Source organism: Streptomyces sp. NPDC050856, from assembly GCF_040653855.1.
Lineage (GTDB): Bacteria > Actinomycetota > Actinomycetes > Streptomycetales > Streptomycetaceae > Streptomyces.
The window spans coordinates 26,994-48,955 of sequence record NZ_JBFAGV010000018.1; the positions used below are offsets into that span (position 1 = coordinate 26,994).

The 21,962-nt window shown below is 70.6% G+C and carries 19 protein-coding genes; 10 read left to right on the forward strand and 9 right to left on the reverse strand.

The features are described 5' to 3' along the window. Positions 1-382 precede the first annotated feature (382 nt). Positions 383-1,123: a class I SAM-dependent methyltransferase gene (locus AB0H53_RS17965; RefSeq protein WP_362113596.1), complete on the forward strand. Its 741-nt coding sequence runs from the start codon at positions 383-385 to the stop codon at positions 1,121-1,123. 558 nt (positions 1,124-1,681) lie between these two features. On the opposite strand, the gene AB0H53_RS17970 is transcribed toward AB0H53_RS17965, so the two are convergent. Continuing rightward, entirely contained in the window at positions 1,682-2,116 is a 435-nt protein-coding gene (locus tag AB0H53_RS17970) for a nuclear transport factor 2 family protein (protein WP_362113599.1), read from the reverse strand. Between the two features lie 862 nt (positions 2,117-2,978). Beyond that, positions 2,979-3,332, reverse strand: a complete 354-nt coding sequence (locus tag AB0H53_RS17975; RefSeq protein WP_362113602.1) for a hypothetical protein — start codon at positions 3,330-3,332, stop codon at positions 2,979-2,981. Between the two features lie 817 nt (positions 3,333-4,149). Between AB0H53_RS17975 and uppS the strand changes: the two genes are divergently transcribed. Together uppS and AB0H53_RS17985 are read left to right on the forward strand one after the other, a co-directional pair. Next, positions 4,150-4,836 (forward strand): polyprenyl diphosphate synthase, encoded by a 687-nt coding sequence (gene uppS / locus AB0H53_RS17980; RefSeq protein ID WP_362113793.1) that lies wholly within the window; start codon positions 4,150-4,152, stop codon positions 4,834-4,836. Further along, positions 4,833-6,305, forward strand: a complete 1,473-nt coding sequence (locus tag AB0H53_RS17985; protein ID WP_362113605.1) for an oxygenase MpaB family protein — start codon at positions 4,833-4,835, stop codon at positions 6,303-6,305. The genes uppS and AB0H53_RS17985 overlap by 4 nt, the downstream gene beginning before the upstream one ends. Positions 6,306-7,015: 710 nt before the next feature. Here the strand turns inward: AB0H53_RS17985 and AB0H53_RS17990 are convergent. Next, entirely contained in the window at positions 7,016-7,792 is a 777-nt protein-coding gene (locus AB0H53_RS17990; protein ID WP_362113608.1) for a crotonase/enoyl-CoA hydratase family protein, read from the reverse strand. Between the two features lie 103 nt (positions 7,793-7,895). Here AB0H53_RS17990 and AB0H53_RS17995 point away from each other — a divergent pair, with 103 nt between their 5' ends. Both AB0H53_RS17995 and AB0H53_RS18000 read left to right on the forward strand, forming a co-directional pair. Beyond that, on the forward strand, positions 7,896-9,230 hold the full coding sequence (locus tag AB0H53_RS17995; RefSeq protein WP_362113611.1) for a PLP-dependent aminotransferase family protein: 1,335 nt from the start codon (positions 7,896-7,898) through the stop codon (positions 9,228-9,230). A gap of 570 nt (positions 9,231-9,800) precedes the next feature. After that, positions 9,801-11,240, forward strand: coding sequence for a dienelactone hydrolase family protein (locus AB0H53_RS18000; protein ID WP_362113796.1), 1,440 nt, complete (start codon positions 9,801-9,803; stop codon positions 11,238-11,240). Positions 11,241-11,355: 115 nt separating this feature from the next. Here AB0H53_RS18000 and AB0H53_RS18005 read toward each other — a convergent pair whose 3' ends face one another. Then, positions 11,356-12,264, reverse strand: a complete 909-nt coding sequence (locus tag AB0H53_RS18005) for a DJ-1/PfpI family protein (protein WP_362113614.1) — start codon at positions 12,262-12,264, stop codon at positions 11,356-11,358. Positions 12,265-12,274: 10 nt separating this feature from the next. Continuing rightward, the gene (locus AB0H53_RS18010) at positions 12,275-12,874 is read right to left on the reverse strand and encodes an isochorismatase family protein (RefSeq protein WP_362113617.1); all 600 of its coding nucleotides are present in this window, start codon (positions 12,872-12,874) and stop codon (positions 12,275-12,277) included. A 127-nt stretch (positions 12,875-13,001) separates the two neighbouring features. Here AB0H53_RS18010 and AB0H53_RS18015 point away from each other — a divergent pair, with 127 nt between their 5' ends. Next, a complete protein-coding gene (locus AB0H53_RS18015) occupies positions 13,002-13,151 on the forward strand; it encodes a hypothetical protein (RefSeq protein ID WP_362113620.1) in 150 nt (49 codons plus the stop codon). Positions 13,152-13,165: 14 nt separating this feature from the next. Here the strand turns inward: AB0H53_RS18015 and AB0H53_RS18020 are convergent, their stop codons facing one another. Together AB0H53_RS18020 and AB0H53_RS18025 are read right to left on the reverse strand one after the other, a co-directional pair. After that, entirely contained in the window at positions 13,166-14,281 is a 1,116-nt protein-coding gene (locus AB0H53_RS18020) for a nitronate monooxygenase (protein ID WP_362113623.1), read from the reverse strand. A gap of 42 nt (positions 14,282-14,323) precedes the next feature. After that, on the reverse strand, positions 14,324-14,932 hold the full coding sequence (locus AB0H53_RS18025) for a flavodoxin family protein (protein ID WP_362113626.1): 609 nt from the start codon (positions 14,930-14,932) through the stop codon (positions 14,324-14,326). 117 nt (positions 14,933-15,049) lie between these two features. Between AB0H53_RS18025 and AB0H53_RS18030 the strand changes: the two genes are divergently transcribed. Beyond that, on the forward strand, positions 15,050-15,643 hold the full coding sequence (locus AB0H53_RS18030) for a TetR/AcrR family transcriptional regulator (RefSeq protein WP_362113629.1): 594 nt from the start codon (positions 15,050-15,052) through the stop codon (positions 15,641-15,643). Positions 15,644-16,090: 447 nt separating this feature from the next. Here AB0H53_RS18030 and AB0H53_RS18035 read toward each other — a convergent pair whose 3' ends face one another. Together AB0H53_RS18035 and AB0H53_RS18040 are read right to left on the reverse strand one after the other, a co-directional pair. Continuing rightward, positions 16,091-16,720 carry a class I SAM-dependent methyltransferase gene (locus AB0H53_RS18035; protein WP_362113632.1) on the reverse strand — a complete coding sequence of 210 codons (630 nt, stop codon included), beginning with the start codon at positions 16,718-16,720 and terminating at the stop codon, positions 16,091-16,093. Beyond that, entirely contained in the window at positions 16,717-17,838 is a 1,122-nt protein-coding gene (locus tag AB0H53_RS18040) for an aromatic ring-hydroxylating dioxygenase subunit alpha (protein WP_362113635.1), read from the reverse strand. Before AB0H53_RS18040 ends, AB0H53_RS18035 begins: the two co-directional genes overlap by 4 nt. Before the next feature lie 175 nt (positions 17,839-18,013). Here AB0H53_RS18040 and AB0H53_RS18045 point away from each other — a divergent pair, with 175 nt between their 5' ends. From AB0H53_RS18045 to AB0H53_RS18055, 3 genes are all read left to right on the forward strand, one after another. Beyond that, positions 18,014-18,640 carry a helix-turn-helix domain-containing protein gene (locus AB0H53_RS18045; RefSeq protein ID WP_362113638.1) on the forward strand — a complete coding sequence of 209 codons (627 nt, stop codon included), beginning with the start codon at positions 18,014-18,016 and terminating at the stop codon, positions 18,638-18,640. Positions 18,641-18,927: 287 nt separating this feature from the next. Next, complete coding sequence (locus AB0H53_RS18050; protein WP_362113641.1) at positions 18,928-20,148, forward strand: MFS transporter; 1,221 nt, start codon at positions 18,928-18,930, stop codon at positions 20,146-20,148. 836 nt (positions 20,149-20,984) lie between these two features. Further along, positions 20,985-21,815 carry a glycoside hydrolase domain-containing protein gene (locus AB0H53_RS18055; RefSeq protein WP_362113644.1) on the forward strand — a complete coding sequence of 277 codons (831 nt, stop codon included), beginning with the start codon at positions 20,985-20,987 and terminating at the stop codon, positions 21,813-21,815. Positions 21,816-21,962: the final 147 nt, after the last annotated feature.

The following is a 21,962-nucleotide window of genomic DNA, read 5'->3' on the forward strand; positions in this document are numbered from 1 at the left end:
CAGTGACCACTGATCGCTGAGAGGCTGTCAGCGCAGTGCGGGAAAGCCTTGGCCCCGAAGACCGGGGTGCCCCGCACTGCCTTGGCCGGCGCTTCACCGCCTTGGCCGGCCGGCCCCCGATGACCTACCCGCCCGAGCGCCCGGATCGTCCTGGCCGCCGAGCTGCTGCATGCCGTAAACGCGATGTCGGCCCGGCGGCGGGTCCAGGCACCGACAGGGCGCCGCGCCGAGAGGAACGACCGCACCACTGTCGGGGTGTCGCACCCCGAGCCGGAAGGTGCTCTGAGAGGTCTGTACCTGGCTGCTCCGAACTGGGTGATGGGAACCGGTGGAAGACAAACACGTCGACAGCGCCTCTCGGTACCCGGCAAAGTGGTTGCCCATGACGAGCAGTGAACTGTGGACCCGCGCGACCGCTGAGCGCTATGACGCCGAGGAGACCGAAATGGCCTCGGCTGCCGTACTCGGACCGGCACTGGACTTCCTCGCGGAACTCGCCGGAGACGGCCGGGCGCTGGAGTTCGCCATCGGAACCGGACGAGTGGGCGTCCCGCTCCGGGAACGCGGCGTGCCGGTCGTGGGCATCGAACTGTCCGAGCACATGGCAGCAGTTCTGCGGCGCAAGATCGACGAGAGCACACTCCCGGTAGCCGTCGGGGACATGGCTACGACCGTGGTCCCCGGCGAGTTCACCCTGGTCTATCTCGTCTACAACACCATCACGAACCTGCTGACGCAGGACGAGCAGGTCGAGTGCTTCCGCAACGCCGCACGTCATCTGGGGCCCGGCGGCCGATTCGTCATCGAGCTGGGAGTGCCGCCGCTGCGGTTCCTGCCGCCCGGCCAGGTCGCGGTGCCGTTCGACGTCTCCGAGCAGCATCTCGGCTTCGACACCTTCGACCTGGTGGAGCAGATTCTCCTCTCGCACCACTTCACCCGGGACGGCGACGACGGCCGCTACCGTCGCGGCGACTCGCGGCACCGGTACGCCTGGCCGGCCGAGCTCGACCTGATGGCCCGGATCGCCGGCCTCGAGCTGGAACGTCGCGTCGCGGACTGGGACGGGGCGCCGTTCACCCAGGACTCCGCGAAGCACATCTCCGTGTGGCGCAAGCCAATCTGAGGCCGGCCACCGGGCTGTCAAGGTGAGCCGTACCTGCCCTGAACCTCCTGTCGGACGTGCAGGCGTCACCCCTACCGGGGGTTCAGGCGTCGCCGCGATCGGCCGAACCAGTGCGAGGGAGCGCCCCGCTGTCCGACGCCGCCGCGCCACCGCCCACGCGCTGCTGGAGGTCGCCGCCGCGATCCGGGACAACACCGTCGGCTCGTCCTCTCCGGCACGGCGCGGTGGTGCTTGTGCGCATCCAGGTGGTCGGCTCACCGTGCTGCGGATGCTCGCCGGAGTCCGGCCAGAGGATCAGCAGCGGGTGGTACTGCCGCCCGTTGTCGGGGCGATGGCCCGGGAGCGTAGGCGCGCCTCCCAGCGGCCGTACGCTGGCCGTACGGCGAGGCGAGCCAGCCACCGTCGCCGTTCGCCTCGCCGGTCATGCGCAGTACGCCGCCGACGACCCGCGCGTTGGTGTCGAGGCGGCGGCCGTTGTCGCTGCGGCCGGGCCGGCACTCGCCGGGGCCGCCACCCTTCTCTTCAACACCGGCCCTGCTCCGAACCCCCGTCGGGCGGTCAGCTCAGGGCATCGCCCCAGCCGCTCTGGACCATCGTCTGGAAGGCCCAGGTTCCCCCTCGCCGTACGAGGATGTCGGCGTACCGCAATTGCCGCTTCTCCTGGCCGGCAGTCATGGTCGAGTCGGTGAACACCACGGCCATCGACGGGCTCAGGAAGACCGGGGTGCGGGTCGACTCGAAGGAGATCGTCTCGTCGCCTCCTTCGCTCATGACCTGACTCATGGTGTCGACGAACTGTTCGCGGGTCCACTGAGCGGTACGGCCGTCGCCCTGGGAGTCGTCACTGACCAGGTTGAGCGGGAAGACCGCCATGTCGGCCATGCGGCCGATGTCGCGCTGGGCGCTTGCCGAGTCGTACGCGGCGAACCAGGCCTCCAGGCTCGCGCGGTCCTCGGCGGACGGAGAGAAGCCGGTGTCGGGCAGCACGGTCATGGGTCCCCCTTGTGCGGATTGCTGACTCCCATTGACCGTATGCCCTGACGGGCGCGTAGTCAAAGTTGATTAGCCATGTGACTTCCGGAAGTGGTGCCACCCTCCGGCCCCCAGGCCCCGGAGGCGCCCGGCTCCAGGGAGACGAGCACCACTGGGCCGACGACAGGCGCGGCGGCCGACGGTAGCGGCAGAGCACTGGCGGCCGGCGGCGGGGCCAGGACGGGCGGCACAGCGGACAGCTGCCCGACGGCAGACCGCGACCGGCCGGCGGACGGCGGGCAGAGGCGCTCAGGAGCCGGGCTCGGCGGTGTGCCGGCGGCGGCCGACCAGCGGCATCCCGGCACAAACAGCACGACAGCGGAACGGCGAGCGGCAACAGCCACCGCTGGCGCGGCGATCCGGCCGGTCGCCCCGCCGTGGGCAGTGATGAGGTCGGGGAAGTGTCGCTGGATCAGCGAGCCGCGGCGCGACTGGCAGCGTCGGGCCGCCCGGCCCGGCCGAGGTGAACGGCAGCGCCCGGTAGCCGTCGAACCTGTCCTCGAACGCCAGGCCGCCGGGCAGGACGCCCGGTGCCGGCACCGCCGCCCGGGCCTGGGCGAGCATCGGCTCCGCGGAGGCACCACCACCACTGCGCGCCCCCGGACCCGGGTCGGCCGAGGTGGTCCGCGGGATGGCCGGACGGGCGTGCTTCTTGCGTCCAGGCATCTCCCCGGGCAGCCCGACGGAAGCGGCGGGAAGCGGTGCCCCCGGACGTCCGTGCTCCAGTGGTGATCGCCGCCGCAGTCACACTCGTGGTTCCCGCTGGCCGGCGCGTTCCCGGCCGCGTGCTCGGGGTAGCGCGGAGCCCCGGCGATTGCCGGGCTCAGACTGGCTCGGTGGTTTCAGCGGTGCGATTGGCCAGACCTCGTGGCGGAGCCTTGACACCCACGATGACATCACTGACTTCAATGTACTTGGCTTTTGCTCCCATACGGAAGTCAGTCGCCGCCGCGTGGATCTCTTCCAGGGTGTCAGCCTCGATGACAGTAATCTGGTCGTACTTGCCGTTGAGACCAGACGTCACGACGTGGGTCAGCTGTTTAGCCCACTTGGCGAGATCCCGCGCATGGGCGACAGAGACCTCATGAATGCCCTCCCTACCCAGTTCGAAGTAGGAAGGATCGATGCGCAGGAACAGAAACCCCATGTACTTGTTTCGATCCGCCAACTGATGCACGAGGGAATCCTTTCGCAGCCTGAGAAGCGAGCAGGTCAAGAGGTCGCATCATCTTTCCCCCCGCCACCCTTGACGAATACCTGCTTCACTCCTGCGCGCGCTGTTGAGCAATCCGCCCCGCAGGACGACGGGTTTGTCGAGCACGGGCGTTGCCCGGGCCACGACGGACCTGGGGCCGCTCAGTCGACACCGTGCCCGCCCCGGTCTCTCCTCGCCCCATGTACGGCACCTGGCTCTGGCGGTCACAGCGGACCAGGCTGGTGACGCGCCCGCCTTCACGGCGATCCACACTCTGGGCCCGGGACGAGGACGTGGCCACGGCGGTGACCAGCGGTTTCCTCAGTCGATCCTGGCGATCTCCGTGACCGGACGTCGGCCGGGCGTCACCTCGCGCCGCCCCCGGGCCCATCCGAGCGGTGGCCACCCGACGCCGGTGCGAGGGACTCGGACGTACGTTCCAAGGGTGACGGCCACCCGTTCGGCCGGTCAGGGCCCTGTCACGCTGACAGACTCCCGGGAGGGAATGCGCCGGTGGGGTGCGGGTGAGGCGGGGGCGGTGAGACAGGGTGGGCGTGACCGAGCGCGGTGCCGCCCGTCGTGCCGCTCCGGACGGAACGGGGCGGGCGTGACGGACCAGGGCGTCCCGCGCGCACGCGCGGCGACGGAGGACCGGCCGGACGGGCGGGAGCACGGTGACCGGCCTGGCGGGCAGCGGCCGGGCGGCGGGCCGGGCCGGGAACGGCGGAGCGAAGGGCCCGATGAGCAGCGGCGGGACGATGGGGCGGCGCGTGCGGTGCCGCGGCACGTGGCCTGCGTGATGGACGGCAACGGCCGCTGGGCGCAACGGCGTTCGCTTCCCCGCACGGCGGGCCACCGGGCTGCCGAGGCCACCGTCATCGACATCATCGAGGCGGCCCGGGGCGCCGGCGTGCAGTGGCTCAGCCTGTACGCCTTCTCCACTGAGAACTGGAACCGTCCTGGTCCCGAGGTCGACTACCTGATGCGGCTGGTCCGCCGGGTCGTGCGGAAGCACGCGCCGCTGCTGCTGGCCCGTGGCATCCGCTGCCGTTTCCTGGGGGTCGCCGACCCGCGTATCCCTCGCGAACTGGCCCGGGACTTCGATGACCTGGCGGCGCTGACCGCCGACAGCCGGGGGATGACACTGACCGTTGCCTTCGACCACGGCGGGCGCCGGGACATCGTCGAGGCGGCGAGGTCGCTGATCCGCAGCGGGACGCCCGCTGATGAGGTGACCGAGCGGCTCTTCGCGGATCACCTGCCGTTCCCCGACACCCCCGACGTGGACCTGGTCATCCGCACCTCCGGCGAACAGCGCATCTCCAACTTCATGCTCTGGCAGGTCGCCTACGCCGAGTGGGTCTTCCCCGAGGTGCTCTGGCCGGACTTCCGTGCCCCCGACTTCCTCGCCTGCCTGCACACCTACCGGCGCCGCGACCGTCGCTTCGGCGGCGTGCCGCCCAGGACGAACGGAGACTCATCATGACGACCGGAACCACGGGAACGGCCGGCGAGGTGCCCCTGTTCGGCCCGGAGAAGCAGTTCCGCGGTTTCTTCGACGACCCGCGCTGGGCGCTGGCGATCATCCGCGCCACCGTGCTGGAGGCCGCCCACCCGCAGATCGGCGCCGCCCTGGTGGACAACTCCACCTTCGTCGCGCACCCCTGGCGCCGGCTGCGCAACACCTTCCTCAGCATGCGGCGCATGTTCGGCGCCGACCCGGCGGTACGCGAACGGGAGGCCGCCCGGCTCAACCGGTTGCACGCCCGCATCAGCGGCTCCGACTCCCGCGGCCGCGCCTACGACGCGATGGACCGCTCGACCCGCGCCTGGGTGGTCGCCACCCTATTCGAGAGCGCCGTCACCATGTGCCGGCTGAGCGGCCAGCCGCTCGACCAGGACACGATGGAGCGGATGTACGCCGAGTACCGCGGATTCCTCGCCGCGCTCGACGGCGACGCCGCGGAGCTCCCCGAGGACCTCCGCGACTTCTGGCGGTACTTCGACCGGGTCGTCGAGGACGAGCTGGAGGACACCGAGGCGGCCCGTGTCATCCTCTACCGGCTCTTCGACCACCTGCCCGCCCCGGCACTGCTCGACGGCGCGCCGACGCTGTGGGCGGCCGGCCGGGCCGTCGCCGGTCCGCTCCTCGGCGCGATCACCGTCGCCTCGCTCCCCGAACCGTACCGGCGACGGGCCGGTCTGCCGGAGACGCCCGGCGCCCCGATCCTCATGCAGGGCGCCTACCTCACCGCCGGGCTCGCCCGCTTCCTGCCCCAGGGCTGGATCAACGCCGAGAGCATCATCGAAGTCCTCTCGCTCCCACCCGGCAGCGACGACCCCCGCGCCCGGACCGTGACCGCCCTGCGCGCCCGCATGAAGCGGGCCTCGGCCCTGCTCCGCCTCCTCGCGCCGCTGGGCGGCGATGCCGGTGGCTTCGACCCCGCCCCGGCACCTTCGGCGGCCAAGAAGGAAGGCCGACGCTCGGCGGAGGAGTTCTTCCGCCAGGTGCTGGACCAGACCGGTGACGGCCACCTCGACTGGCCCGACCTCGCCGCGATGGCACGTGAACTCTCCACCCGTCTCGACCTCGACGAACCCGAGGAGACCCGGCTCTACGACGCCTTCGCCGCCTGGTGGCGGGAGCTCCAGGCCGCCCTCGACACGGACGGCGACGGCCGCGTCAGCGCCGACGAGTACGCCGCCGCCGTCCCCTCCCTCGCCGGACCCGCGCTCATCCGCGTCGCCGAGGTGCTCTTCGACGCCACCGACAAGGACGGCAGTGGGACCATCGACGCCGACGAGTACCGGACCCTCTTCCGCACCGCCTTCCACCGCGACCTCACGGCCACCGACGGCACCTACGGCCAAAGCGCCTTCGTGGGTGACTTCCTCTCCTTCATGTCGGGCCGCCGCACGAGCACCCCGTACGACCCCCTCCTCGCCGACGCCTAGAGGGTGTCTCTTCGGGGGCAGCAGCCGACTCTGCCGGGGATCTCAAGAACACGATCTCAGAGGGCAGCGTCAGGACGCGATGGTCCGACGCCCCAGGCGGGCGGCGAGCCCGGTGGCCCGACACAGGTTGTAGGCGTGATGCGGTCGCTCCACGAGCCCGAACCGGTAGGCCGTATCGGAGCCGACCCCGGGCAGGCGTCTGACCAGCCGGTTACGCGCCGCGTGCCGGCGCGCTACCGACGACCTACCTCTGAGGCCGCAGGGGGATCGGCGGTGGCTCAACTCCTGGGACCGGCCACCCTGGGTGCGACGGCAGCCGCGACGGCCGCCCAGTCGCACGATTCCCGGTCCCAGCCGCTTGCGGCGCACACGGCGTGCCGGACGCGGCCCCGGCAGCGGTCACGGCGTGGCGGCCGGCCCGGCGGGCGATCCGTCAGCGCATCCCTGCGAGGCTACGGAAGCAACCGTCGACGAAGGCCGGGTCATGCTGATTGTCGATCATGTGGGAGCGATACCGTTCGATGTCCGGGCGCGCTGGGAGCAGAACGCTTCACAGGCCTGGGTGCAGTGGCCGTACCGGCGCGGCCACGGCCGGACGCCGGGACAGCCGTGGCTCCGGCGGCGGCCGGACGGGACCGAGCGGCACGGAATGCGACCGGGCGGCAGCCGGCGGCGAAGACGTCACGTGGGCGTTCCGGGAACGGGATTGTTCAGCGGGACGCAGCCGTGCGGTCGAGGAATCGCCGCAGGCCGGTCCGCACGCCGTCCGTGGGCACGGTGGCGGCGAAGCAGGCCGCCTCGACCGCAAGCCCTTCATCGACGGGCAGGTTGATGCCGCGGGTGACCGCGCGCAGGCACGCCGCCACGGCCGTCGGCGCGTGCCTGACGATCCGGTCGGCCAGGTCCCGTGCCGCTTCGAGGAGTTCGTCGGCCGGTACCACAACGTTGACAAGGCCGATCTCCGCGGCCCGCGCGGCCGGGATCGGGTCACCGGTCAGGATCATCTCAAGGCCGCGCTTGCGGCCGACGTGCCGCGGCAGCCGCTGGGAGCCGCCGAAGGGCGGCGGGAAGCCGAGGGAGATTTCGGGCTTGGCGAAGGTGGCGTGCTCGGCGGCGATTGCCAGCGGAGCGGCCTCCGTGATCTCGCAACCACCGCCGAACGCGAGCCCGTTGACGGCCACAATCACAGGCTTGGGAAATTCCTCGATCCGCCGGGTCAGCGCGTGTCCCCGTCGGACGATCTCCCGCAGGGCGCTCTCCGGCCCCCCGGCGATGCTTCCCGCCAGCGACGGAATGTCCGCTCCCGCGCTGAACGCCCTGCGCCCGGCACCGGTCAGGATCACCGCCCGCACGGAGTCGTCGCGGTCGATGCGGTCGAGGCCCGCGAGCAGCGCGTCGATCGTCGGGTAGTCGAGGGCGTTGAGCTTGTGTTCCCGGTTGATGGTGACCGTGACGACGCACTCGTCCTGGTCGATGTGGACAGTCATGGCGACCGCTCCGTTCCGCCTGGGCTTGGACGTGCTGAGGCTAGGAGCCGTAACCTTTGACGCTCCATTTATTGTCCTGGATACAGATGGATGCAGGTGCCAGATGCGGCCACCGTCCTACAAGGCCATCGTCGACGAGTTCGCCGTGTCGATCAGGTCCGGCAGGCTCCCGGCGGGCACCCGGCTCCCGACACACCGCGCTCTCACCCGCGAACGGCGGATCGCACTGGCCACGGCCACCCGCGTCTACGCCGAACTCGCAGCCATGGGCCTGGTGGTGGGGGAACCGGGACGCGGGACGTTCGTGCGGACGCAATCCGGCTACGACGGCCTTGAGCCGTCACGCGCCCTGCCGGTGCCGCGGGTCGCGGACCTGTCGTTCAACCAGCCGCTGGGCGAGGGCCAGGCCGACCGGTTGCGGCAGGCGCTGCGTGCGCTCTCCGTCTCGGGTGAGGCGGAGGCGTTGCTCCGCCAGAACCCGCCGGGCGGGCACCTGCACGAGCGGGCGGTCGTGGCCACCTACCTGCTGGAGCGAGGCATCGACACGGCGCCGGCGAACGTCCTGCTCACGAGCGGCGCCCAACAGGCGCTCGATGCCGTGCTGCGCTCCCTCACCAGGCCCGGTGACGTCCTCGCGGTCGACGCACTCAGCTATCCCGGCATCAAGCTGCTCGCCTCGGCCCACGGACTCGACATGGCACCGATCCCGCTCACGGAAACAGGGCCCGACCTCGCCGCGCTCGACCGCATGTGCCGGACACGCCCCGTCCGCGGGATCTATGCGATCCCCACCCTGCACAACCCGCTCGGCTGGGTCCTCGGCCGGGATCAGCGGGACCGCCTCGTCACCATCGCCCGTTCACACGACTGCCTCCTCATCGAGGACGGCACCTACGCGTTCCTCGACTCGTCACCGCCTCCGCCTCTCCGGGCCCTCGCCCCGGAACGCACCTGCTACGTCGCCGGACTCTCCAAGAGCGCCGCTCCCGGCCTGCGGTTCGGCTTCACCGTACTGCCCGGCCCTTACGTGGAGACCGTCACCAGGAGTCTTCGCCTGGCGGCATGGGGCGCTCCGGGACTCATCACCGCGCTCGCCACGGGCTGGCTGGCCGATGGCACGGTCGCCCGCTGGGAGGAGGACCGCCGAGGCGATGCGGCCGCCCGGCAGGGAATCGCCCGCACCGCACTCGCCGGAATGCCCCTCACGGCGCATCCCGTCTCCTACATGGTCTGGCTCGGCCTGGAACCGCACCAGCGTCCGGACCACGTCGCGGACCTGCTGGCCGGAGCAGGCATCCTCGTGTCCACGGCAGACGCCTTCGCCACCGGCCCTCACCGCCCCCGAGCACTCCGGCTGGCGCTCGCAACGCCGCCCCGGGACGAACTCGGGGCCGTGTTGGAACGCGTGCGGGACGTGATCGATGCGATCCCGCCATGACGACCTGCTGACCGCCTACCTCTTCGGCATCCGCGCAGACCTTGGTTCGTCTCACCTTGCCGTCCTTCGGCCCGACCAGGGCGCACCACCGCTGAGCACGGGACCGGGGAAGCGGGAACCCACAGCGTTCCAGGTACCGTCCGGGCGCTGCGCCCCGGTCGGCGATCAGACGGTGGCCATGAAGCGGGGGTATGCCGTCGCGGTTGTCGAAGTGCCGGAACGCCGCGACGACCAGGGCCGGTGGTCTTCGTCCGCTCCCGGCCGAAGACCACCGGCCCTGGTAGGCCGCCGGCCCGCGAAGCACATGAGTCCACCGTCCGATGGGATCGCGCCGAGGTACGACCGCAGGAGGAGTCCCGCTACTCCCGCGGTCGCAAGGCGGCCGTTCACCTGGCGTGCGCGACCGCGGCTCCGCTTGCACCGGCGAGATGCCTGGATGCGACTCCGGTCGTACGGGAGGTGCCCTCGGCCTGCGACTCCCGTCGCATGCGACGGCGACCCGGGGTCGATGTGCATCGCGTGCCCCGCCCCGAGGATGGCCGGGTGACCGAAATCATCGCGGGACTGTACATGTCCCCCCTGGAAGTTCTTGCCTTGCTGGGTGCCGTCGCGCTGGTGGTGGGACGCTGGCTTCCCCCCGTCGCCCGCCCGGGCGTCACGATCGCGGCGGGGGCGGTTCTCGTGCTGTCCGCGATCGTGCTGAGTGGGGTGGGGATCCGCTGGCAGATGCTGCCGGTACTGGCAGGCGCTGCCGTCACGTTGCCGTTCGCCCTCTCCCCCCTGCTGCGACGCCGTACCGGGAAGCCGATGTGGCGGGCCCGATGGTGGCTGGCGTTGCCCGGGTCGGTGGCCTGCGTCGGCCTGATCGCCATGGGTCCGGTGGCCGCCTGGGCCTTTCCTGTACCCGTGTTTCCCGAGCCGTCAGGCCGTTTCGCGGTCGGCACCCGCGTGGTGCAGTGGACCGACCCACGCCGCCCCGAGACCTTCACCGCCGATCCGCACGACCGGCGCACGGTCGTGGTCCAGCTCTGGTATCCCGCGCGGAAGAGCCCCGCAGGCACGCGGCGGGCCCAGTACCTCGGACGCACGGAGCACGAGGCGCGCACCGTTTCCGACGCCCTCGCCGGCCAGGTCGGGTTGCCCGGCTTCCTGGTCGACGGCGTCGCGCGTGCCCACACCCGTGCGGTCCTCAACGCCCCGGTGGCCGACAGGGGCGGACGGTTCCCGGTCGTGCTGTTCTCTCCCGGATCGGGCGGAGTGCGCACCCAGAACACCGCTTGGGCGGAGGAGCTGGCCAGCCACGGCTATCTGGTCGCCGCCCTCGACCACCCGTACGATTCCGCCGTCGTCGTCCTCACCGACGGCCGAACGCTGCACACCAGAACCGCCTCCACCGGGGACCGGGACCGGGACGCCGTGCTGTCGACCGGCTGGACGGCTGTTCGGGCAGCCGACCTCAGCTTCGTCCTCACCCAACTGGACCGGCTGGGCCGAGGTGGTACCGCCGGCCCGCTGACCGGACGCCTGGACACCGGTCGGGTCGCGGTCACCGGCCACTCCATGGGTGGTGCTGCCGCCCTGCGGGCAGCCCGGCAGGACCACCGGTTCGATGCCGTCGTGGATCTGGACGGCTACCCCCACGGCCCCACGTCCCCCTCCCTCCACCAGCCGGCGCTCGCGCTCACCCAGGCCGTCACCCCCGGAACCGACCCACGCTACATACCCCGCCTCACCATGGCCCTTGAGCACAACACCGTGACGAGTTACCGGCTCACCATCCCCGGCGCCGCACACCTCACCTTCATGGACGGCCCCCTGTACCTGCCACCTGTGCCCTCGCTGGTCGGCTCCCTGGGCCGCACCGAGAGCCCGCATGTCGTCGCCGCGACAACGCTCGCCTTCCTGGACACCACCCTGCGGCACCAACCCGGTGACCTGGCCGGCGTTCTGGCCGGCGTTCTGGCCGGCTACGGCGACCTCAGCGTCCACCACCCGGGCGACAGCCGCTGATCAGCTGTGCTGCGGCAGCCGACGGCACGGCCGTTCCCCTCGCCGACCGGAGTGTGGTCCCGGGTGCCACCCGCGAGTCAGTTGCCACCCAAAGGCATTCGATCACCTGACGCAGTCAGGCCGGGCGGGCGCGGAGGCGGCGCAGCATACGGAGGTCCTCGAAACCGACTGAGCGGGCGGCAGCGTCGATCGTGGCGCCATGGCTGATGAGGTGTTGGGCGCGTTCGAGGCGGAGGGTCTGCTGGTAGCGCAGCGGGGTGAGCCCGGTGGCGCGGCTGAAGAGGCGGGTGAGGGTGCGTTCACTCACGCCGACGGCCGAGGCCAGGGTGGGCAGCGGGAGCGATTGGTCGAAGCGGGTGTCGATGAGGTCCTGGGCGCGGTGCACGGTGTCGTCGAGGTGGGACCGGTGCCGGAGCATCGCGCTGGACTGCGGCTCATGGCCGTTGCGGCGAGCGTAGAGGACCATGTCCCGGGCCACCTGGGCGGCGACCGCCGGGCCGTGCCGGGCCGCGACCAGGTGCAGGGCCAGATCGATGCCGCTGGCGATGCCGGCCGAGGTGATCACCCGGTCGTCGGAGGTGAACAGGACGTCGCGGACCACCACCGCCCTGGGATGGCGCAGGGCCAGCTCGTCCTGCACGTCGTGGTGGGTGGTGCAACGGCGGCCGTCGAGCAGGCCGGCCCGGCCGAGCGCCTCGGCTCCGGCGCAGACGCTGGCCACAGTCCCGCCCCTGGCGTGGTGGTCCCGGAGGGCCTGCAAGGAGGCGGCGGCGATGGCTGGGGCGTCGGCCAGGGTGGCTGTCCGCCAGCCGGGCACCACGATCAGATCATCGGGTCCGAGCTCGGGCCAGTCGAGTCCGGCCACCAGCGGCAGCCCCTGGGCGGTGGGGACGTGTGGCTGCTCGGCGACGTACGAGAGTGTGTAGGGGTGCCCGAAGTCGGCGGCCGTGGAGAAGACCTGCGCGGGGCCGGCCAGGTCCAGCAAGTGGACTCCGGGCACCAGGAACAAGGCGATGTGACTCACGATTCGGTCATCATGACTGACGTCCCGCTGCTGCCTCCAGCTGGTCGACCGTCGCGATGGTGGCGAAGCGTCCGGCGAGGGCGCACTCGGTGCGCCTGATGACCTCTTCGGCAGCCAGCGTGCGGGGGTCGGCCAGCAGCTCGGCGACGCTCTGGTCGGCGGGCGCGTCGCGGTGCGGGACGGGATTGGTCGCGGTCGCGTCGACGGCGAAGGTGACGCGGTAGCCGAGGTCGCTGGCGACGCGGGTGGTGGTCTCCACGCACTGCTCGGTACGGATGCCGCAGACGGTGAGTTCGCGGATGCCGCGCCCGGTGAGGAGTTGTTGCAGGTTGGTGGTGGTGAAGGCGTTGTGTGAGGTCTTGTGCAGCAACGGCTCCCCATCCGCTCGTTCCAGCTCCTCCATCAGCCGGACATGGCCGAGGGCCGGGTCGAAGACATCACCGGTGCCGGGCTCGGAGTGCAGTATCCACACCACCAGGTCTCCGGCTCGGCGGGAGAGCCGGACCAGCCGGTTCACCTGGTCGGCGATCCTCAGGTCGGAGGTGGTCGCCCAGAGCGGACGGGCGCGGAAGGACTCCTGGACATCGATGACGATCAGTGCTCGGATCATGTCTCCAAGCCTGAGCCGCCGGGCGGGGCATCGACAGGCCGGATCGGGTCCGGCAGCGGACCGATCCGGTCAGCGGTGCAGGCGCTGCCCGGCCTGCGCCGTAGCGGCCGGGCAACGCTTCCTTGCAGTGGCTCTCCATCAGGCCGGCCCGGTGGGCCGTATTGAGGCCGTCCTGCCCTCGCAGCCCTCGCGCCGACGTGGCGAGCTGTGCCGCGGTGCGCGGTTCATCGACACCGCTCCGCGCGGAGCGGTGTCGAAGAACCGCCCGCCGCAGTGACGGCAGCTCGCGTCTCAGCCGTGCCCGGTCGCCGGGCGGCGCAGTGCCGCCTCGGTGCCGGCGATGAGCTCGTCGAGGTAGGCGCGGGCGCCGCGCGGCCGGGTGAGCGCTGCCGCCTGTCCGGACCACAGGTTGACGTAGTCGGCCAGGCCCCGTTCCGCGGCCGCTGTGCGCAGCGGGCGGGTGAGTGCGTACTGGATCGGGTAGGGGGCCAGTTCGTTCTCGTATGCCAGTGCCCCACGGATGAAGCGGTTGGGGACGGCTCGCGCGAGCCGTCCCGAGAAGGCTCGGGTCAGTACGGTCGTACGCGCCTCGGGGCCGTGCAGCGCGGCCCGGTGGACGGCGCTCGCGCCGGACTCATCGGTGGCGAGGAAGCCGGTGCCGATCTGCACTGCGTCCGCCCCGAGCGTCAGCGCCGCGGCGATGCCCCGGCCGTCGGCGATGCCGCCCGCGGCCACCACGGGGATCGAAACGGCCTGTGCGACCTGGGGGACGAGGGAGAAGGTCCCGACGAGGGACTCATTGACAGGGCGCAGGAATGATCCGCGGTGCCCTCCCGCGTCGCTGCCCGAGGCGACGACGGCGTCCATGCCTGCCGCCTCGATGGCGAGGGCCTCCTCCACGGTGGTCGCGGTGCCGATGGTCCGGATGCTCCGGCGCCGGGCCTCGTCGAGTACCCGGGTGTCGGGGATGCCCATCACGAAGGTGATCACTGGCGGCTCCGCCGCGAGCAGCGCGTCGATCTGCTCATCGAAGCGGGGAGCGGGTGGCGGATCCTCCAACGTCCCTGTCGGCAGGGCCAGTTCCTCGAACCACGGGCGCAGCAGCTCGGCGTAATGGGCCCTGCGGTCACGGTCGGGCGGTGCCGCGGCTTCGTCGGGGTGCGGGACCCAGAGGTTGACGGCGAAGGGTCGGGTGGTGGCCTTCCGCAGCTCACCCACGAGCTCGCCGATGCCGTCCGGTGTGAGGATGTGTGCTCCGTACGAGCCGAGCCCGCCGCCCTCGGAGACGGCCGAGGCGAGCGCCACGGACGACAGTCCGCCGCCGAACGGGCCCTGCACGATGGGGAGATCGAGGCCCAGCAGCTCGGCGAGCCGGCCACGGGTCCAGGAGTGCTTTCGATCGGTCATGCCAGTCGTCCTTGGAGTTGAGGGGGGCTCGGGTTGGGGCGTTCACCGGGCGACAGTGAGCGCAGCGCGCCCCGCCACCTGCTCCAGGGCGGTCTCGGCCACCCGGCGTCCGAGATGCTCGGCAGTCCGCAGATCCGACCCGGAGGGGGCGTCGTCCGGGCCCAGTTCCGAGGGTGACTGGGCCATCGCGCCGAGGAAGCCGCCGAGGCGGTTGAGGTCCTCCGGGGTTCCCGCGGTGGAGTACTCACCGCCGGGCGGCAGACCCAGCGAGACCCAGTTCATGCCGTGCTGAGCGGCGAAGAGCGAGAGGGAGACCAGGACGTTCAGCTTGTCGCCGTTGACGCCCGCGGAGTTGGTGAAACCGGCGGCGAGCTTCCCGGCCCAGCCCTGCTCCATCCAGACCGGGGCGCTGGCCTCGGCGAAAGCCTGGAAGACGGCGGACTGGCTGCCCATGTAGGTCGGTGTGCCGAAGACGATCGCGTCGGCGGCGGCCAGCGTCTCCCACAGATGGTCGTCCACGACGGCCACGTCGCACAGCCCGGCCCGCGCTCCGGGCAGAGATCCGGCTCCGGCGGCGACCGCACGAGCCTGGCGGGCCGTGTGACCGTAGCCGCTGTGGAAGGCCACGGCGACGGTGATGTTCTCGGGCATGGTGAAGTCCTCACGGATCGGGCTGGTCGGTGGGCAGGCACCCACCACCTGACGAGACCATAGACGACCGGTCAACTAAAAGCCATCCTCGTAGTTGACCGGCCGTATACTCACGCCATGGGACGGACGAGCACTGCACGGGAACGACTGCTGGACGCGGCCTGCGGCCTGATGCTGAGCCGGGGTTACGGCACGATCGGTGTCGCCGAGATCTGTGCCCGCGCCGATGTGAAGAAGGGCAGCTTCTACCACTTCTTCGAGTCGAAGCAGGCGCTGACGATCGAGGCGATCAACGCGCACTGGGCGGCCCAGCGGTCCGCCTGGGGGGCAACCCTGCGCGGCGACGGGCCGGCGGAGGACCGGCTGGAGCAGCTCCTCCTCGACCAAGCCGCGGCCCAGCGCGCGGCGAAGACCGAGGGCGGCGCGGTCAGCGGGTGCCTGTTCGGCAATCTGGCGCTGGAGATGAGCACCCAGGACGCGGTCGTCCAGGCCCGGCTGGCAGAGATCTTCGACGAGCAGATCGACATGGTGCACGCCACGCTGGCGGATGCGGCCGAGCAGGGCGCCATCCCCCGATCGGCCGCGACCCGCACCACCGCCCGCGCCGTTCTCGCCCAGTTGGAGGGCATGGTCATGTTCGCGAAGCTGGCGAACGACCCGTCCGTCATGGACGGGTTGTGGCCGCAGGTCTCCCGGCTCCTGCGGAGCTAGGGAGCCGTCGGCAGGAGCGACCCTCCCGGAGCAGGAAGTTGCTTTCGCCGTTGGGTGGTGTGTGACGGGCGAGCAGCACCCGCCCGTTGTCGATGCACACGGCGTACGCCGCCAGCCGGAAGCTCATTCCCCCGCATCTCCCCCGGACCGTATCCCGACGTCCGACATCCGTGCAGCGCCATGAGCGCAGAGTGGAGCCAGATTCAACCTCTGACGCTCTTGAGCCACTTCGGTTCCGTCATTTCGGTCTCACGAGCCGCCACCCAGACCGCGACAGGAGCTGACCGGGGCCTTGACCCTTCGGGGCGGCGGTGCACCCGTCCTGGTCCCTGGGCGTCGGCCCGGTCGGCCCCGATGCGCCGGTAGGACTCGGTATCGGGCCCTGAGGCCGGCGGGCGCCGTTGCGGAAGCGCGCACATCATGCCGGGGGTAAGGGGCCGGCGGTGGTCACCGGCTCGCCAGTACCCAGTAGTCGGCGGTCTCGTCGGCGGTGTACGGCTGGTCGACGTGGCGCTGGAGGACTTCCGTGCGTTGCGCCGCGCAGAGTTCGTTCAGGTGCTCGACGAAGTTGGTTTCTTCGAGGTACCGCTTGCGGGTGCTGAGGAGAACGTATCCACCCGGGCGGGTGACGCGGAGGAGTCCCTCCACGGCTACCGGGAGAACGTGTCCGGGGGTGAAGACTCCGCAGCACAGGGTGATGTCGTAGGTGTGGGCGGAGATCTCCCTCAGTCCGAGATTGAGGTCGACACCGCTGGTGAGGAGCCGATACGTGCCGGTCTTCGCCGCCTCGGCGATCATCGCGTGGCTGAGGTCGAGGCCGTCGAGTGTGGTTTCCGCGCGCGCGGCCAACTGCGATCCGATCAGTCCCGTGCCGCAGCCCGCGTCCAGAGCGGTGGTCGGGGTGCCGTCGCGCTGCAGGCTGGTGAACAGGTCGGCCATGATACGGGGGCCCTGGTAGTCGACGTTGCGCACGTCCCGCTCGTATGTGGTGGCCCATGAGCCGTAGTAGGCGGTGAGCTGATCGGGCGTGCCGTCGAGCTGGTGGGAGCGGGCTATGACGTCATGGCTTGTCTTCACTGGGTGACCTCTCCGGTGTGCTGGAGGACGTTCTCCTGGAAGTGGTTGATGTTGCGTTCCATCCGGCGCGAGAGGACGGCACGGTCGAAAGCCGGAGAGGAGCAGCCGATCTGCATCCGCTGCACGATGTCCCAGTCCTCGTCGTTGACCTGCTTCCAGTTCTCCAGCGTTGCGGTGCGCTGGTTCTCAAAGGCTGGGGAGTGTGCGGCGTCCCCGACGAAGTAGAAGTCGAGATGCTCGACGGTGCGGTCCGCAGCTTGGGGGTCGAGGTGCCAGGCGAAGAGGTGGTCCGGCATGAGGCCGATGAGGAAGTTGGGGAAGAGCGAGAAGTACTCCGCCCTCAGGTCATCACTGGCGGCGGGCCAACGGGGGAGTTGTTGTTCGTTTCCTTGGGCGGGGGCGTAGAGCCCTTGTCCGATGCCGATGAGGTCTTCGGAGAGCCGGAGCTGGTACCGCTCCGTAAAGGGTGAGTAGGTGTTCAGCGTTTGGTGGATGAACGGCACGTGGTAGCTCTCGAGGAAGTTCTCCACGATCAGCTTCCAGTTGGCCTGGAAGTCGTAGCGCAGGTGTGCCGTGTGCTGCATGAGCGACAGGTCGTAGGGCTGCCAGCGTTCGACGAGCGGTGCCAGGGCGGTTTCCAGCGGTGCGGCGGCAGGGTCGAAGTGGACGAAAACGAAGTCGAGCCACTCGCCCACCGCCAAGGGCTTCAGACCTAACTCGGCCGCCGGTAGGTCGGGAAGGTCATGACGGTCGACCCCGGCGAAATGCCGGCTTCGTATGAGCTGACCGTCCAGGGAGTAGATCCAGGCATGGTAGGCGCAGACGAGCGTCTTGCGGCCTTCCTTCGGTTCGCACAGCAGCTTGGTTCCGCGGTGCGAGCAGACGTTGTGGAAGGCGTGCAGGCGGCCGTCCGAATCGCGGGTGATGATCACAGGTCGGCCGGCCACCTCGACCGGTATGGCGGCACCGGGCCGGGAGACCTCACGAACCGGGCATGCGTAGACCCATGACTCGGTGAAGACGCGTTCGCGTTCGCGCTCGAACTGGGCCTGGCTGGTGTAGGCGGTCGCGGGGAGGGCGGCGCGTTCCGCCAGGCGCTCTCCTTCGACGTATCGCATCGGATCTACATAGGCCTCGGGTTGCAACGTCGGTCACCTTCCGTGACTGGTGTTGTCGGCGGTGTTCGTGTGACACGTACCCACCTCCGCTGCGTGCAGATGATCCGTTTCCGGTCAGGTATCCAGAACGGTTTAGGTAGGGGCAGGCGTCTTGAGCACCGCTAGAGTCGATCGCATGACGAACAATGATCGGGGCCTCGGATCGGGGCCGGGCCAGAGCGCCGGCTCCGCGCGGCGGCTCACACCGGCAGGTGAGAAGGTCCTTGCGGCCGCCTCGCGACTTTTCTACGAACAGGGCATCCAGGCGGTGGGGGTGGAGGCGATCGCCGCCGAGGCGGAAGTGACCAAAAAGACTCTGTACGACCGCTTCGGCTCCAAGGACGAGTTGATCGTGGCCTACCTCCGGGCCCGCGATGAGCAGTGGCGCGCGGATCTGCGTGCTCTCCTCGCCGAGCGCCGGGGCGTTCCCCGAGACCAGCTGTTGGGCATGTTCGACGTCCTGCAGGCGTGGATGACGGCAGGCAACCGCCGCGGTTGCGCCTTCGCTCGCGCCTGTACCGAACTTCCCCCGGGCCACCCGGGCCGGCGGATCGCCAGGCAGCACAAGACCTGGATGCTGACCCGGCTGCAAGAGGCAGCGGACGCCGCGGACGCCACCGACCCCGGGGCATTGGCCGAGCAGCTGTTGATGCTGCACGACGGCGCGTGCGCCTCTTCGGCGAGCGATGTCGCGCCCGATCCGGTCGTACGTGCGCGCCTGGCGGCTCGTGTTCTCATCGACAGTGCGTGCGCCACGCCATAGATTAGCTATACCGGTATGTATACCCGAGTACCGGGAAGGCTGCACTCGCACAGGCCGTATCGCGACCGGGAAGGCGGGGCCATGACACCTCTGCGCACGTTCTTACGCTTCTGCGGAGACTTCGCCTATGGCATACACGCGGCTCACGCCATCAGGCTGGGGCTCAAACCGCCGCCCCGCCGTCGCCGGAAACCGCGCACGGTCGACAGCGCGCACCGGTCGGTCCAGTCGTCGCAGCCGGACACGACCGACGCAGTGGACGGCCGCAGGGATCGGAACGAGCCCACATGAACACGCCATCGCGCGCCTCCTCCCCACCCCTTCTGTCCGGCATCGGATTGCCCCTCGTCCTGCCCGGGCTGGCGATGATCGCGGTCTGCTACGGACTCGCCCGGTTCAGTTACGGCCTGTTCCTGCCCGAATTCCGCGACGACTTCGACCTCACCCCCGGCCTTCTGGGGCTCATCGGAGCGGGTTCCTACGTCGGGTACTGCCTGGCCATCGCCGCCTCGGGCTATGTCTGTCCCCGTCTGGGGCCACGAGCCGTCGTCGCCCTGGCGGGCCTCATCTGCACGGCGGGGATGTGCCTCGTCGCCGCCGCTCCCGACGGGACCGTTCTCGCCGCGGCCATCCTCGTCGCAGGCGTCAGCGCCGGCTTCGCCTCGCCGCCCATGGGCGACGCTGTGGAACGGCGTATTCAGCAGCACCGGCAGGGGGCCGCCAACACCTGGATCAACTCCGGAACCAGCATCGGGGTACTCGTCTCCGGGCCCACGGCCCTGTTGGTGGGCGACAGTTGGCGGGCGGCGTGGTTCTCCTTCGCCGCGGTGTCCCTGGCAGTGACCCTGTGGTGCGTCCCCGTCCTGCCCGGCAGGGACACCGGGCCCACACCCCTGACGCCACCCCGGCCCACCGGCCCGAGGAGGACCGCGGAATGGGTCAACCGCACGACGGCACCGCTGCTGCTCTCCACGACTGCCATGGGACTGGTGAGTGCCGTGTACTGGACCTTCTCCCGGGACCTGGTCGTCTCCCAAGGGCACATGACCACCCCGGTCTCCATGATCTTCTGGATGGTCATCGGCATCGCCGGCCTGGCGGGCGGTCTCGCCGGCCGGCTCGTCGGCGCCTGGGGGCTGCCCACCGCGCTGCGCTGCTGCCTGCTGGGTTTCGGCGGGGCCATCGCGCTGCTCCCCGTGACCCCGGACAGCACGGCGCTCGCCTTCCTCTCAGCCGCCGCGTTCGGCGCTTTCTACATCCTCCTCACCGGCATCTACCTCGTGTGGAGCATCCGGGTGTTCCACAGGCAGCCCTCCGCCGGCATCGCCCTCTCCTTCGCGATGATCTCCGTCGGCCAAGCCGTCGGATCACCCCTCGCGGGAAGCGTCGCGGGCACTTTCTCGACGACCACGGCATTCATCGCCTCAGGAACACTCTGTTGTCTCGTTTCCCTCATCGGCCCTCGACCGGTCAACGCAGCGCCCACTCCCGAACGCATCACCTCCTGAGGCCGCAGAACGGGCATCACGATGCCGACCGCGGCCGAAGGCACTCCCCCAGCACCGGTGACACCGCACAGGTTTGTCGGCATGCCGCTCCCGTGCCAGCGATGCGTACACGGACAGCCAGCAGCCGTCCAGACCGGGGACCCTCCCACTGCGCCAGGTCGGTCCGACGAGGAACACGGGCCGGGTGGCGAGCCGCGTGAGCACTACCGCCGCGAACGGGCGACTGATCCGCGGCATCACCAGCGAGCCGTGCGGCGTCCGGCCGTGCGCCGGGCACGGCCGGCGACGTAGTAGCGGACCGTCGGAGGCCGGAGGGCTGGACCAGCCCATGGCCTCGCGATCACCCGAGCCGTCGACGTCCGGCCCGGCAACGAAGAGGTCAGGACGAAGACCGCGCGTCGCTTCCTCAGTGGCCGCGGCGAGCGGCGGAAGTCCCGGCGGTGGTCGTCCCGGGCCTCGGTGCCGAACGCCCTCGGCGGCACTGGCATCGAGTGACGGACAACACCGGGGCGCCGGCGAACTTGGCAGAACTGCGACCGATCCCACTTTGCGGGGAAGACGTACGGGCTCGTGGGGACCACCGCAACCAGCAGGATCTCGGAGGGGTACGCGCTCGCCCGGTTCGAGATGTTCCGCACCGCCCCGGCGCCTGCCGCGGTTCCCCCTTCGCGGGCCTGTCGCGTGGTACCCGCCGCAGACGAGCGGGTCTGGTCGCGGCGGCACCGGGCGCGGCGGTGGAACGACCGCGGGCGCGACCTGCGAGACTGGGCCGGGACCGGTTGCGGTCCCGCTCCGGAGTACCGGAGCCCGCTGTGACATGTCGTATGGGGTGGGGAATGCCGAAGCACCGGTTGTCCAGGAAGAACCGTTACATCGCTCTGGCCGCGACGGGTGTCGTCGTCGTGGCCGGTGCCGGGATCGCGGCGCAGACCTCGATGGCCGCCTCGGCGTGGCCGGCGCAGAAGACCTACACGGGCCGGGCGTTCGACGCCTGCACGGCGCCCTCGCTCACCGCGATGAAGGCGTGGAAGAGGGACGCCTACTACGGCGGTGTCGCGGTCTACGTCGGCGGCAAGAACCGCGGCTGCGCCCAGCCCAACCTGACCAAGTCCTGGGTGAAGTCGGTCGACACGCTCGGCTGGCGGGTCATCCCCCTGTACGTCGGCGCCCAGCCGCCCTGCCAGAAGAGCGGGAGCAAGGAGAGGTTCACCGCGGCCAACGCGGCCTCGGTCGGGGTGAGCAACGCCAACGACGCGGTCGCCAAGGCCTCGGCGCTCGGCATGAAGGCCGGCAGCCCCATCTACCTCAACATGGAGTCGTACGACATCGCCGACAAGGTGTGCAACGACGCCACCCTCACCTACGTGCGGTCCTTCACCAAGACCCTGCGGGCCAAGACCTACCGCGCCGGCCTCTACGGCTTCAGCAGTTCCAGCGCCAAGGCGATCGCCACCGCCAAGGACCGCACGGACCTGCCGGGCAACCTCTGGTACGCCCTGTGGAACGGCCAGGAGACCACCACCAAGGACTGGCCCTGGGACCCGAAGCTGTACACCGGCCACAGCCGCGGCCACCAGTACAAGGCCAACAGCAAGGAGACCCGCGGCGGTCACACCATCAACGTCGACCGCAACGCCTGGGACGCCCCGGTCGCCATCATCGGCTGACCGGCCGGCATGACGGCCTGACCAACGGCTGAGGCGGGGGGCTGTCAAGGGAGCCGTGCCAGGAAGCGAACCCGGTCAGGGGGACGACGCGCGCCCGGCCGAACCCGCCGAGGGCCGGCCGGGTGGCGTGCGCACGGGCGCGGCGCT

Bases quoted from the DNA above. Each gene is read 5' to 3' on its own strand.
- AB0H53_RS17965 (WP_362113596.1), top strand. From the start codon at position 383: ATGACGAGCAGTGAACTGTGGACCCGCGCGACCGCTGAGCGCTATGAC.
- AB0H53_RS17970 (WP_362113599.1), bottom strand. From the start codon at position 2,116: ATGACCGTGCTGCCCGACACCGGCTTCTCTCCGTCCGCCGAGGACCGC.
- uppS (WP_362113793.1), top strand. From the start codon at position 4,150: ATGGACGGCAACGGCCGCTGGGCGCAACGGCGTTCGCTTCCCCGCACG.
- AB0H53_RS17985 (WP_362113605.1), top strand. From the start codon at position 4,833: ATGACGACCGGAACCACGGGAACGGCCGGCGAGGTGCCCCTGTTCGGC.
- AB0H53_RS17990 (WP_362113608.1), bottom strand. From the start codon at position 7,792: ATGACTGTCCACATCGACCAGGACGAGTGCGTCGTCACGGTCACCATC.
- AB0H53_RS17995 (WP_362113611.1), top strand. From the start codon at position 7,896: ATGCGGCCACCGTCCTACAAGGCCATCGTCGACGAGTTCGCCGTGTCG.
- AB0H53_RS18000 (WP_362113796.1), top strand. From the start codon at position 9,801: ATGTCCCCCCTGGAAGTTCTTGCCTTGCTGGGTGCCGTCGCGCTGGTG.
- AB0H53_RS18010 (WP_362113617.1), bottom strand. From the start codon at position 12,874: ATGATCCGAGCACTGATCGTCATCGATGTCCAGGAGTCCTTCCGCGCC.
- AB0H53_RS18020 (WP_362113623.1), bottom strand. From the start codon at position 14,281: ATGACCGATCGAAAGCACTCCTGGACCCGTGGCCGGCTCGCCGAGCTG.
- AB0H53_RS18025 (WP_362113626.1), bottom strand. From the start codon at position 14,932: ATGCCCGAGAACATCACCGTCGCCGTGGCCTTCCACAGCGGCTACGGT.
- AB0H53_RS18030 (WP_362113629.1), top strand. From the start codon at position 15,050: ATGGGACGGACGAGCACTGCACGGGAACGACTGCTGGACGCGGCCTGC.
- AB0H53_RS18040 (WP_362113635.1), bottom strand. From the start codon at position 17,838: ATGCGATACGTCGAAGGAGAGCGCCTGGCGGAACGCGCCGCCCTCCCC.
- AB0H53_RS18045 (WP_362113638.1), top strand. From the start codon at position 18,014: ATGACGAACAATGATCGGGGCCTCGGATCGGGGCCGGGCCAGAGCGCC.
- AB0H53_RS18050 (WP_362113641.1), top strand. From the start codon at position 18,928: ATGAACACGCCATCGCGCGCCTCCTCCCCACCCCTTCTGTCCGGCATC.
- AB0H53_RS18055 (WP_362113644.1), top strand. From the start codon at position 20,985: ATGCCGAAGCACCGGTTGTCCAGGAAGAACCGTTACATCGCTCTGGCC.